Genomic DNA, 13,217 nt, shown 5'->3' on the forward strand with positions numbered 1-13,217 from the left:
GCAGGAGATATATCTTACTATGAATAATCTTCTATTTTTTTTGGCATTTAATAGTTAAGTCGCTTAAAATTTTAATAGCTTTAGAAAAATCTTCCGGTTTTGCATAAGCGTAAGATAACCGCAAAGAATTATTATCTGAAAAATCATAGATATTTCCCGGATTTAATAAAATATTGTTTTCTAAGGACATTTGAAATAGTTTGTCCATAGAGACTGGTTTCTTAAATCTGAGCCATACATAAAAGCCACCTTCCGGGGTCTTCCAATCAGCCAAGTCTTTAAAGTATTTGTCCAGCAAAGAGAGTGCAAGATCACGGCGGGCTTTAAGTTCTATACGGAGAAAGGTCAGATAATCATCATAATATCCACTGTCAAAGAATTCCGTAAGAGCCCATTGAGATACGGAGCTTGCCCCATAATCTACCTGCATTTTTACATCTCCAACTCTATACACCACTGACTCAGGACCCACCAGCCAGCCAATTCTTAGACCAGGTGCCAGAGTTTTGGATACTGTGCCCAAATATAAGATCATACCGTTTTTATCCATAGATTTAATAGGTTTGGGGGAGTTTTATCAAACCACAAGTCTCCATAAGCATCATCCTCTATCACGGGAAGTCGGTTCCCGCTACAGAAATTGAATAAGTCACGCCTTCGTTCTTCGGACATAATAATGCCTGTTGGATTCTGATGAGTAGGTATAGTATATAGCAGGGACTGGCTTACTTCTTTATTTATCTGCCAGTACATCATGCCATTTTTATCCATGGGGATTCCAGATAAATGCATTCCTGCAGATTGGAAAACCTGTAGAGATTTTAAATAAGTAGGGGCCTCCGTAAATACTGTAGAACCGGGTTTTAACATACATACCGATATCAGCTGCAATCCCTGCAATGAACCGGAAGTGATTACAATAGAAGAATCCGTCGCATCAATACCTTTCAGTGCCATTCTTTCCTGCAGACTTCTTCGAAGCTCGGGTAGCCCCAAAGGGCCCAGATAATTAAGGGAAGGTATTTTCGAAGGCAGCTTTTTAAAGACCTTGTTCATAAGGGCATGGGGAAACAAATCTGGACAAAGTTCACCAGTCCCTAAACGGATATATTTTTCATCAAACTCTAATTTATTAATGATTTGAATGGTTTGCATATTAGATTTAAATGGCCCTGAATGAATATATTTATTCCAGTCAGGTGGAGTAGACATAAAAAGAGACCAGGTATTACTGGCTATTTTTGTGCCTCCTCCGTGTTCACTTTCTAACATACCATAAGAAGTTAATTCTTCCATGGCAGTAACAATAGTACTTCTGTTTACTTGGAATATTTCAGAAAGTTTACGCTGTGAAGGAAGTTTACTGCCAACCAGCCAGTCTCCACAAGACACTTTTCCACTTATATATTCTGAAATCTGTTTATAAACAGGTACTCTGGAAGTTTTATCGGGTTTCCAGTCAATATTTACATATTCCTCCATCAAACTTTCCTTTCGCATATATAAATTATCTTATTTTGGCTTATATAAAACACTTTAAGCTTGGTTGGGTAAAAAGTCAATAGTTGGATGGTTACAAAATTAGAAGATCAAGGTATATTAATTATTAGAAAAAATAATTTGGTTGGTATATCAGCTGAAAACAAAGGAGTATTTATGATTTATTATTTGCAAGGATTAACCATGGGGCTGGCATACGTTGCACCTATAGGATTACAGAACCTGTTTGTTATTAACACGGCATTAACCCAGAGAAAACACCGGGTTTTTTTGACTGCTCTGATTGTAATATTTTTTGATGTTACATTGGCTCTGGCTTGTTTTTTTGGTGTGGGAGCTATAATGAAACAATCTGAATTACTGGAAATGGCAGTACTTCTAATTGGTAGTATTATTGTGATTATGATTGGGTTGAGTCTGGTAAAATCTAAAGATACCGTTGATAATAGTACCAATGTCAATGTATCCATATTAAAAGTTATATCTACGGCTTGTGTCGTAACCTGGTTTAACCCTCAGGCCCTTATCGATGGAAGTATGATGCTTGGGGCATTTAAAGCCACTTTGCCAGCAGGGCAGGACTTAAGCTTTATTTTAGGTGTGGCTTCTGCTTCCTGTGGATGGTTCCTTGGAATATCAGCGATTATATCCTTATTCAGTACAAAGCTTACAGACAAAGTATTAAGGGTTATTAATATAGTTTGCGGAGTAGTAATCATTATATATGGTGCAAAACTGGGTTATAGTTTTATAACAATGCTTCTGAAGTAAAAAAAATATAGTTGTTCTTGTTTTATTTTTTATGAAAATGTGGTATGATATAATGTAAATTTAAAAAAGGAACTAAGAGGATCTATCATGTTTGACGGAAATATTGACAGGAGTTTTGTAACTACATATTATAAAAGAAAGTTTAATCCAACACGAGCAGCAGAGCAAGATATAACAATTGGAGATGTGGCCCATGCCTTATCATTAATATGCAGGGCAAATGGGCATTTAAAGATATTTTTTTCTGTAGCACAGCATTCTATAAATTGTGCACTGGAGGCCAGAGAACGGGGACATTCAGAAAAAATCCAGCTTCACTGCCTGTTGCATGATGCATCAGAAGCCTATATAGGAGATGTGATTACACCGCTAAAAATCCAGTTAAATGCGTATAAAGATTATGAAAACGCATTACAGGCTACAGTCTTAAAAGCCTTGGATGTGGAAACACCAGATGAAGAAGAGGCTGCAATTATAAAGGAAATAGACAGTTGCATGTTATATCATGAATTTAAGCTGCTGCACGGAGACCTGCTTTTTAAGAAGGAACCTGAAATGCATATTTCCATTGCTGAAGATGAAGTGCCCCATAGTCAGATTGAAGCGCAATTTATACAATTATATAGAGAGTTAAAAACATATTAGAGGCCTATAAAAACGCTGACAATTTATGATAAAAAAGATTACTTATAGCATAATAAAGTTTTATAAGTAATTTTTTTATTGAGCTTGTAAATATTATGTTTAATTTTCATTATTATAAAAAAGGAAAGACAACAATGAAATCAAATAATAACTTTGGGGAAAAAGGGAATAACAGGAATCTTCTATCAGACAGAAATGCTCTACGACTGATTGATCTGTACTCTCATAAAAATATAATAGACGTAGAGGCAACCATAAACCAAGTGGAGCCTGCTCACTTGATTCCAAAGCTTACTATAGGCAGAAATACAGTTGAACTGTCCTTTACCGTAGGAAGAAAAAAGCAGTATGTAGTTAAAAATATTAAGAACTTTTGCGAAAATATGTACAGAGAAGAAACCGTATCTTATGGAAAAGAGCTTACACTGACACATCATCTATCCATGTTTGATGATGTGTCTAAACCCTTGGTATCTTATATTATGGATAGATATAATGAAATTGAGAGCTACCGGAGTGACAGCTATTATGACAGTAATTTTGGATATGATAATACCAAAAGATACATGAGAATAGGCCCTAAAAACTTAGATATACTGATAGATATTTTAAAAGACCAGGAAATAAATATAACAGGTTATGAGTATATGAAGGGAAGGTATACTTATAGCGAAGATAAAGATACATGGAAAAAGAAACGGGAAGCTTCTTATAAAATAATTGAATATACCCCTAAAATACAGATTTCTGTTGAACAGACTTCTTTAAAAGAATATCTTGTTAAAAGCCCCCAGTTTGACTTTATGGTGGGAAAAGAGCACCTTTATATTGCAGATGATTGTGAACTCTGGCAGACAAACAATGAATTTACAGAGAAAATGAAAAGTTTTATAGAAATTTTAAATGCAGGGGATGGTAAAATATGTCTGGCAGAAAAAGATATGAATTCTTTTTTTTCTAATGTGATGGGGCAGATTCGAGAATATGTAGAAATTTTTTCTGGTGAAGAAATTCTTAAGAGCTTTATGCCAGATAAAGGCAGAATAAAAATTTATCTGGATTGTCCAAGTAATGATACCATAACTTCAAAACTGTTATGTGAATACGGAGAAGGGGTGGTTTTTGATATTATGTCTAATGAGCAGGTCTTTGAAACCTGGGCAGGAGGGCAGACGGAAAAAGCCCTTGAAGGGGCCAGAACGGTCAGAGATCTGATATTGGAAGACAGGGCTAAAATAGTACTTACTAAATATTTTGATGGATATGAAAGAAAATCCGGAATTTTATATTTTGCAGGGAATGATGAGAGAATTTATGAATTTGTACATGTTGCTGCCAAAGGACTTACTAAAATAGGAAGTGTTTTCACTACCGAAAAATACAGAAGGATAGGGAATGCAGTTCTCCCGAAGGCATCTGTTGGAGTAAAACTTGAAAGTGACTTATTAAAACTGGATTTTGATTTAGAGCAGTTCCCCATAGCAGAACTTATGGGAGCGCTGGAACACTACAGGCATAAAAAGAAATATTACCGGATGAAAGACGGAGGATTTGTAGACTTAAATAACAATGAATTTGCTGAATTGCTTTCATTTGTAGATGATTTCGGAATTATAAAAAGTGATCTGGAAAAGGGTAGTTTTGAATTACCAAAATATAAATCGTTACTTTTAAACAGTACATTGAAAAATTCCAAGAGTATAAAGTTTGACAGAGATGGCCATTTTAAAAGCCTTATACGGGGGATGAGTGCTATTGAGGACAGTGATCATCCTATTCCGGAAAGTCTCCTGGGTGTTTTAAGAGATTATCAAAAGGAAGGTTTTCAATGGCTCAAAACCATGACGAAATATGGATTTTGCGGTATACTGGCTGATGAAATGGGTCTGGGAAAAACCTTGCAGGTGATTTCCCTTTTAGAAGACGCACGTGAGACGATTTATTCTGAGATGCGTGATAGTTTATGCAATGATATAAATAGTGAAAATCAGATCCAAATCCTTGCTGTAATTATTTCACCGGCCTCACTGGTTTTAAACTGGCAAAGAGAAATTTATAAATTTGCCTCACAAATTAACGTACTGTCCGTTATAGGTACTGCCAGTGAAAGAAAAAAACTTATAAAAAGTGCCAGCAGGGAAACCGTACTATTGACCTCTTATGATTTGCTTAGAAGAGATTTGGAACATTATCAGAAAATGCAGTTTGATTTCTGTATAATTGATGAAGCCCAGTATATTAAGAATTCATCTACGCAAAATGCCAAAGCAGTTAAATTAATAAAAAGCATACAAAGATTTGCACTGACTGGAACTCCAATCGAAAATCGGTTAAGTGAGCTTTGGAGTATCTTTGATTTCCTTATGCCTCAATACCTGTATTCATACAATAAATTTAAAGAAAATATGAAATGGCCATAGTTAGGGACAGGGATGAAGAAAAAATGGAATCCCTCAGGAGACAGGTGGCTCCTTTTATGTTAAGGCGTTTAAAACGAAATGTATTGAAGGAACTTCCAGAAAAAACAGAAACTGTTATATATGCAAAGCTTGAAGGGGAACAACAAAAGTTATATAAGGCAAATCTGGCAAGAGCTAAACTGGAAATTGGTAAAGAAATAAAAGAAGGTGGGTTTGAATCAAATAAGATCGCTATTCTGGCACTATTAACCAGGTTAAGACAAGTATGCTGTCATCCTTCCTTATGTTATGAAGAGTATAAGATGGGGAGCAGCAAGCTGGATGCCTGCATGGAAATAATAGAAGAAGCTGTATCTGGAGAGCATAAAGTGCTAGTGTTTTCACAGTTTACATCCATGTTGGAAATTATTGAATATGAACTGAAAAAAAACAAAATACTATATTATAAGCTTACTGGCAGCACTACAAAGGAAAAACGTGCACAGTTGGCGGAGGCATTTAATAATGAGTCCAATGAAATAGAAGACAATGAGGATGACCCTGTAAAAGTATTTTTGATTTCTCTTAAGGCAGGAGGAACAGGATTAAATCTGACTGCTGCTGATGTGGTGATTCATTATGATCCATGGTGGAACTTTGCGGCGCAGAACCAGGCAACAGACAGAGCTCACAGAATAGGACAGCAGAAAAATCTTCAGGTATATAAGATTATTGCAGAAGATACCATTGAAGAAAAAATATTAAAACTTCAGGAAAGTAAAAAGGATTTAGCAGAAGCAGTGATTACTGAAAATGAGAATCTGATAGCCCATCTATCTGGAAAATATTTGATGGAGTTATTAGAGTAGTTATGGTATAATAAGTAAAATGCTGCATCGAAGGGGGAAAAATGACGTTATGTTTGGGATAGAATTTATTGCAGGAAACTGGCCTTTAATATGGGTAATTGTTGCTATAGTGCTTGGAATTATAGAAGCTTTGACTATGGGACTTACTACGATTTGGTTTTGCGGCGGTGCTGTAGTCGCAGCATTAGTAGCTATGATCGGTGCTCCGCTGGGAGTTCAGTTTGCATTGTTTTTTATCGTTTCCGTTGTACTTTTGTATTTTACAAGACCAATCGTACAAAGAAAACTGAATGTTGGGGTTGAAAAGACAAATTCCGATGCCCTGATTGGAAAAATAGGATTTGTCACAAAACAAATAGAGGCTTTTTCCACGGGACAGGTAAAGCTAGAGGGAAACGAGTGGACTGCTATTGCGGAAAACAGAGAACTTGTAATTTATCAGAACACGAAGGTCATTGTAAGCAGAATTGAAGGTGTGAAATTGGTGGTTACGCCTGCAGAGCAGCATACAGAAAATAAATAAAAATCTGGTTAAGGGTTTAAATTAGGGAGGAAAATTATGTTTAGTTATATCGCAGGGTTATTATTAATCATTATCATTATTTTTTTGTTGGTAACCAATATTCGGGTTGTACCCCAGGCAAGGGCGTATGTAGTGGAAAGGCTGGGAGCATACAGTGCTACATGGCAGGTAGGACTTCATTTTAAAATACCTCTGATCGATAAGATTTCAAGAAAAGTATCTTTAAAAGAGCATGTTATTGATTTCCCGCCTCAGCCGGTTATCACAAAAGATAATGTTACCATGGAAATAGATACGGTTGTATATTATCAGATTACTGATCCTAAACTTTATACTTATGGTGTTGAAAATCCAATGGCTGCTATTGAAAATTTAACAGCAACCACGCTTCGAAACATCATTGGTGAACTTGAGCTTGACGGAACACTTACAAGCCGTGAACATATTAACGGAAAAATCAGATTAGTACTAGATGAAGCAACAGATGCATGGGGCATTAAGATTAATCGTGTGGAAGTAAAGAACATTACTCCACCAAAAGATATTCAGGTAGCTATGGAAAAGCAGATGAGGGCAGAAAGAGAAAGAAGAGAAGCCATTCTTCGTGCAGAAGGTGAAAAGAAGTCTGCGGTTCTTATAGCAGAGGGTCACAAAGAATCTGTTATTTTGGAAGCAGAAGCACAAAAGCAGGCAGTAATTTTAGATGCAGAGGCTAAAAAACAGGCAGCTATCAGGGCAGCGGAAGGTGAAGCAGAAGCAATTCGTATGGTTCAGCAGGCAACGGCTGATGGAATTAAAATGTTAGTAGAATCCGCTCCTAGTAAAGAAGTTCTGGCTATTAAGAGTATGGATGCTTTCGCAGCAGCTGCTGATGGAAGGGCAACAAAAATTATTATCCCGTCCGATATTCAGGGCATTGCCGGAATGGCAACCTCTTTTGCAGAGCTGGTGAAGGATGATAAAAACGGAGAAAAGAATAAGTTAATAAATAAATAATTTATTAATGGTAAATAGGCGGTATAGCGTAAAGCTATACCGTTTTTTTATAAATAAAACCTATATGCGGGATATTGAAAAAATATGGAAGACAATGTCGAATTTTGTTGTGGAAATGTTTGGATTATGCTATTGTAAGAATATTAATTGATAGTAAATTTTTTACTGAAGTTTGGAGGTAGCCTATGAAAAGCATAAAATGCAAAATACTTACGGCAATCATACTTTTGGTGTCAGTTTCTCTTATACTAGTTGGAGGAACTTCTGTATTTTTGAATTATAACAGTACGATGAGTTTGCTGGAACAGATTATGAAGGAATCTGCTGGTCTGGCATCTGACCGTGTATCAAAAGAACTGGTTGCATATCAGAATATCGCAACGGAAGCTGGTAGTATTGCCAGACTGGCTAAGCCTGAAACTCCCATTGCAGACAAGAAAAGTATTATTGATCAGAGAACTAAAACCTATGGATTTCAGCGAGGAAATATACTGGATAGTAGTGGTAAGAGTATTTTTGATGGAAATGATTATAGCGATAGAGAATATTTTAAAGTGGCCATGGAGGGGAGTCCCTTTATTTCCAAGCCTATTGTAAGTAAAATAACAGGAGAGCTTACAGTTATAATAGCTGCACCTCTTTGGGAGTCCGGGGTTCCAGGAACAAAAGTAGTAGGTGTTGTTTATTTTGTTCCTAAAGAAACCTTTTTAAATGACATTATGGCATCCATAAATATAAGCAAAAATTCTCAAGCGTACATTATTGATGACTCAGGGGATACGGTAGCGGATGTTAGTTTAGAAGCCATTAAAAATAATGAAAACATAGAAAAAATGGCTAAAACAGATAAAAGCCTTCAGGAACTGGCAGACTTACATGTAAAAATGAAAGAAGGAAAGGCTGGTTTTGATACATATAAAATTCATGGAGTAAAGCAGATTCTGGCTTATGAACCAATAAAGAGTCGTGAAGGCTGGACTTTAGGAATTACAGCTCCGGTGAAAGATTTTATGGCAGCAACCACGCAGTCTGTTATAGCTACAGTTATTTTATTAACCCTTGCAATGCTTGTATCAGTATTGATAGCATTGAAAGTAGCCAATAAAATTTCAAATCCGATTATGGCTTGTACAAAGCGTTTAACACAACTGGCTGAAGGAGATCTTAAGTCTGATATACCTGAAATAACTACCAGTGATGAAACCGGTATATTAGCTGGGGCAACCGGGAAGATCGTAAAAGACTTAAATGATATTATTTCAGATTTGGCAAGACAGCTTGCGGGAATTGCCAATGGTGATTTAACCATGGTATCTATGGTAACATATCCTGGCGACTTTGCCCAATTACAACGGTCATTGGAAAGCGTATTTAATGACCTGAATCAAACTTTAGACCAAATCAATCAGGCGGCGGAACAGGTGGCTGCAGGAGCTGAACAAATGTCGGCAGGCGCTCAGGCACTTTCTCAGGGAACTATGGAACAGGCAAGCAGTATCGAGGAATTATCAGCCACTATTACAGAGATTTCAGATAAGGTGGCTGGCAACGCTGACATTTCAAAGTTCGCAAACCAGATTTCAAAAGAAACTGGAAGTGAGGTTCAGAATGGTAACCATCATATGTTGGAAATGGTCCGTGCTATGAATGAAATATCTGAAACCTCCGGAGAAATTGGAAAAATAATAAAAACAATAGAAGATATTGCTTTCCAGACTAATATACTGGCTTTAAATGCTGCTGTTGAAGCCGCTCGTGCGGGACAGGCAGGGAAAGGGTTCGCAGTAGTTGCAGACGAAGTACGTAATCTGGCTCAGAAGTCGGCAGAGGCTGCTCAGAATACAACAGCCTTAATAGAAAGCGCTGTGTCAGCAGTTAAAAATGGTATGGAAACTGCAGATGATACAGCTAAATCTCTTGAAGTCATTGTGGAAAAGGTAGGGGGAGTCACTGAACAGATAAATAAAATCACGGATGGATCTGTGGAACAGGCTGATTCAATAAATCAGGTAACCCAGGGGGTTGATCAGATTGCTTCCGTAGTACAGACTAACTCAGCAACAGCAGAAGAAAGTGCAGCTACAAGCGAAGAACTCAATGCACAGGCACAGATGCTAAAAAGTCTGGTAGAAAAATTTCAATTAAGATAATACTATCAAATCACATTAAAATACCATGGAGTACTCCATGGTATTTTAATGCATAAATGCCCTTATCCCAGTATTTCAATATAGCCTTCTGTACCGTTAATCCGGATTTTTTGTCCGTCTTTGATTAATTTTGTAGCGTTATCTATTCCTACAATAGCAGGAAGACCATATTCACGTGCTACAACGGCACCATGGGTCATCATTCCACCAACTTCAGTTACTAATCCCTTAATAGATACAAAAACCGGGGTCCAGCTAGGATCAGTAAATGTGGTAACAAGAATATCCCCTTCTTCAATATGGGCATCTTCAAGCTTTAATAAAACTCTTGCACGGCCTTCTACTGTGCCCGAGGATACGGGAACACCTGCTATGGCACCTTTTGGAATATTTCCGGTATCATATTCCCCGGATATGATTTCCCCATCTGATGTTATCAGTCGCGGGGGCGTAAGTTTAGAGAATAGTTCATAGTCTTCTTTTCTTCTTTTAATCTGTTCATAATCTACAGAATTTGTTTTTATAACTTGACGTAATTCATCATAAGTTAAATAGTGAATATCATCACGGTTTTTTATTGTATGATTTTGCACCAATCTATCAGCCTCTTGCATGAAGGCCTGTTTAATAATCCAAAAATACCATACCATAATGTACTTATTGTATTCACGATAACCAACGAAATTACGTAAAACACTGATCATCTTCCTTGTTTTCCTTATTTTGCTTTTTCCTCCGGATATCTTTTCAAGTCTCAATAAAATTTCTTTTTCCTTTCTTAGGGCTTCATTTAGTCCTTCCTGGAATTTTAAGGTATGAGCACCCGGTTCAAAAGATTTTATATTACTGAGAATGATTGGAATAAGTATGGCAGGGTTTTCATTCCATCTTGTTCTGGTTATATCAATTTCTGCAGAGCATCTCATGCCGTATTTTCTTAAAAAGGCTTTAATTGCGTTTGCTGATTCTTTTCCACCCTTTAATTTATCCAGATCTTCAAAGAGATTTTCATTGTTTGCAGTGGTAAGGCATTCCTGAACTTCAGGATATTGTCGAATCACATCAGCCACATCCAGAAGAGCCAGACCCATTTCAGAGGTCACATTATTGGAAACCGATTGGGCAAGAGTATCAGCCACATTTTTTTCTCCCAGCCATTTTAAAATATTTCTATTCAGCCAGCTGGAAGCATAGGCACCAGCAAAAGAATATCGATAGCTTTTAAAGATCATATTTTTCATATCCTTAAAATCTTTCTCTAAGAATTGAAACAACTCATCCCCGGATAACTTTTTCATAATGTTCTCTTTATTTTCTAAAACAGCTGCATATTGTGCCATTAATTTTTCCATGTCACCAGGGTCATTTTTCATGTATGTTTTAAATGTATCAATACCCCAGCTTAACCAGACTGCAGGTTCCAACATCATGGTTTTTCCTTTATGAAGGGATTTAACATAATCCTTTCTTGTTAATAGATTCTGGAAAGCCTTCTGCATTAATACATCAACAACACCAAGACTTTTGCAGAATGATTTACTCATGAAAGGGGATTTCATTTCGTGAGAAACATCCATAAATAATCTATCCCCGGCTTCTGTCATGGGCGTGCCAGAGACCAGAACAAAAAAGGCGTTAAAGAAGGAATGTCCTAATGGCTTCATTGCTTCCGTCATCATCTGTCTGTGCCCAAAGGACAAGTAAACATGATTATCCTTGTCATTGGCTTTAGGAACCGGATATAAAGTAGTAATTGGACGGCTTTGAACAATGTAAAACTCTTCCTTATAAAGGCACCATTCGATATCCTGAGGGCAACCAAAATATGCTTCAATGTTTCTTCCAAGGTATTCAAGTTTTAATATCTGGTGGTCGCTAAGTGTCTGTGCATTCTGTTTATGACTTTCAATTTCTTTTTCTTCAGTTCCTCCGCCGGGTAAACTGTATATGGACAGTTTCTTATGGGATATCTTTTTGTGGAGGATAGTGTGTTCCCGTACTTTATAGATGTCGGCATTAACAAGACCGGATACTAAAGCCTCACCAAGTCCAAAACTTGCATCGATTGATAATACTTTTCTGTTAGATGTTACAGGATCCGCAGTAAACATGATTCCAGATGCTTCTGGAAAAATCATTTTCTGAATAACAACAGCCAGAAAAACTTTACGATGGTCAAACTTATTTTGAATACGATAAGTTACAGCACGGTCAGTAAAAAGAGAGGCCCAGCACTTACTGATATGATGCATAAGAGCATCTTTTCCTTTAATGTTTAAAAAGGTGTCCTGTTGCCCCGCAAAAGATGCAGTAGGCAAATCTTCTGCTGTGGCGCTGGAACGAACAGCGTAAGCATTATTTTCTCCATATATGGAAAGGATTTCTGTAAGTTCCTGTTCCATGTCTGGGGGGATGGCTATTCCCTCAATGATGGAACGAATCTTCATGCTTATATTGCTGATTTTCTCTCTGTCGTCAGCTTTGAGAGTATACAACTGACTAATCAGTGGGTCCAACTCCTGGTTATTGTTAACAACATTTTTATAGGCTTCAGTTGTAACACAAAATCCGGGGGGAACCCTTATGCCTTTTAGCTTTGACAGTTCTCCAAGATTTGAGCCTTTTCCTCCTGCTACAGGAAGTTGGTTTTTATCAATTTCCTGGAAAGTTAATACATATGGCTTCATAAAAAGACCTCCATTCATTCATTGGCCAAGCCAGCAAACAGAGTTTATTCACATGATATAGTAACTCCATTTTTTAATATTTCTATAACTCCTTTAAGTTTGCTAAAGTACTTTTCTTCATCAAGCCCAGCAAAGAAGCTTTCATTTAAAATGAGCGTAATAAGCATATCAGAAATCAAATCCGAGTCAGCTTCCTGCTTAATAAGACCGGATTTCTTATCCCTGTCTATATATTTTTTCAATGTCTCAATGGTTTTAGAACGGAATTTTATGAGAAATTCGCTGTCATCACGCCACATAAGTATACCAATGCGTCCATAATCAGGTCTGAGCATTGCCCATTGAAAAGAAACTTTTATCTGCTCCGTAAGAATTTCAAAGATATCTGCATCCCGATTGATGGCTGCATGTTCAATGATATCCCGCTTTTCTGCCTCAATTCTTTTCATCATATACAGATAGAGATCCTCTTTATCTTCAAAATACTGGTAAAAGCTACCCTTAGGTATTTGTGCTTTTTTAATAATCTGGTTGATGGATGCATCTTTGAAAGGTTTAGATGAAAATTCTAAAACCGCAGCATCAAAGATCCTTTGTTTTTTGTCCGTACTTAAGTTGTTAAATGTGAGTTTTGGCATTTTGTCCTCCTATTTACATACGTGACCAGCTGGTCATAT

At 36.9% G+C, this 13,217-nt stretch carries 10 protein-coding genes and 1 pseudogene; 7 read left to right on the plus strand and 4 right to left on the minus strand.

Annotated elements, in window-relative coordinates; genetic code table 11:
* Window positions 1-31: 31 nt before the first annotated feature.
* Together Ami3637_RS18000 and Ami3637_RS18005 are read right to left on the minus strand one after the other, a co-directional pair.
* Window positions 32-535, minus strand: coding sequence for a PLP-dependent aminotransferase family protein (locus tag Ami3637_RS18000; RefSeq protein ID WP_279286672.1), 504 nt, complete (start codon window positions 533-535; stop codon window positions 32-34).
* Window positions 532-1,500, minus strand: coding sequence for an aminotransferase-like domain-containing protein (locus Ami3637_RS18005; protein ID WP_279286673.1), 969 nt, complete (start codon window positions 1,498-1,500; stop codon window positions 532-534). Before Ami3637_RS18005 ends, Ami3637_RS18000 begins: the two co-directional genes overlap by 4 nt.
* Window positions 1,501-1,656: 156 nt before the next feature.
* On the opposite strand from Ami3637_RS18005, the gene Ami3637_RS14110 reads away from it, so the two are divergent.
* The 7 genes and pseudogenes from Ami3637_RS14110 (at window position 1,657) to Ami3637_RS14140 (ending at window position 9,853) form a co-directional block, all read left to right on the plus strand.
* Window positions 1,657-2,271, plus strand: a complete 615-nt coding sequence (locus Ami3637_RS14110; protein ID WP_162363117.1) for a LysE/ArgO family amino acid transporter — start codon at window positions 1,657-1,659, stop codon at window positions 2,269-2,271.
* Between the two features lie 87 nt (window positions 2,272-2,358).
* Window positions 2,359-2,916 carry an HD domain-containing protein gene (locus tag Ami3637_RS14115; protein ID WP_162363118.1) on the plus strand — a complete coding sequence of 186 codons (558 nt, stop codon included), beginning with the start codon at window positions 2,359-2,361 and terminating at the stop codon, window positions 2,914-2,916.
* A 566-nt stretch (window positions 2,917-3,482) separates the two neighbouring features.
* Window positions 3,483-5,560: pseudogene (locus Ami3637_RS14120) on the plus strand (DEAD/DEAH box helicase); the annotation flags it as partial.
* A gap of 78 nt (window positions 5,561-5,638) precedes the next feature.
* The gene (locus Ami3637_RS17655) at window positions 5,639-6,184 is read left to right on the plus strand and encodes a DEAD/DEAH box helicase (protein ID WP_456298131.1); all 546 of its coding nucleotides are present in this window, start codon (window positions 5,639-5,641) and stop codon (window positions 6,182-6,184) included.
* 19 nt (window positions 6,185-6,203) lie between these two features.
* Complete coding sequence (locus Ami3637_RS14130; protein ID WP_243158027.1) at window positions 6,204-6,707, plus strand: NfeD family protein; 504 nt, start codon at window positions 6,204-6,206, stop codon at window positions 6,705-6,707.
* Window positions 6,708-6,743: 36 nt separating this feature from the next.
* Window positions 6,744-7,703: an SPFH domain-containing protein gene (locus Ami3637_RS14135; RefSeq protein WP_162363121.1), complete on the plus strand. Its 960-nt coding sequence runs from the start codon at window positions 6,744-6,746 to the stop codon at window positions 7,701-7,703.
* A gap of 185 nt (window positions 7,704-7,888) precedes the next feature.
* Window positions 7,889-9,853: a methyl-accepting chemotaxis protein gene (locus Ami3637_RS14140; RefSeq protein ID WP_162363122.1), complete on the plus strand. Its 1,965-nt coding sequence runs from the start codon at window positions 7,889-7,891 to the stop codon at window positions 9,851-9,853.
* A 62-nt stretch (window positions 9,854-9,915) separates the two neighbouring features.
* On the opposite strand, the gene ppsA is transcribed toward Ami3637_RS14140, so the two are convergent.
* Together ppsA and Ami3637_RS14150 are read right to left on the minus strand one after the other, a co-directional pair.
* Window positions 9,916-12,540: a phosphoenolpyruvate synthase gene (gene ppsA, locus Ami3637_RS14145; protein WP_162363123.1), complete on the minus strand. Its 2,625-nt coding sequence runs from the start codon at window positions 12,538-12,540 to the stop codon at window positions 9,916-9,918.
* A 44-nt stretch (window positions 12,541-12,584) separates the two neighbouring features.
* Window positions 12,585-13,178 (minus strand): TetR/AcrR family transcriptional regulator, encoded by a 594-nt coding sequence (locus Ami3637_RS14150; protein WP_162363124.1) that lies wholly within the window; start codon window positions 13,176-13,178, stop codon window positions 12,585-12,587.
* Window positions 13,179-13,217: the final 39 nt, after the last annotated feature.

The organism is Aminipila terrae (assembly GCF_010120715.1).
Classification (GTDB): domain Bacteria; phylum Bacillota; class Clostridia; order Peptostreptococcales; family Anaerovoracaceae; genus Aminipila; species Aminipila terrae.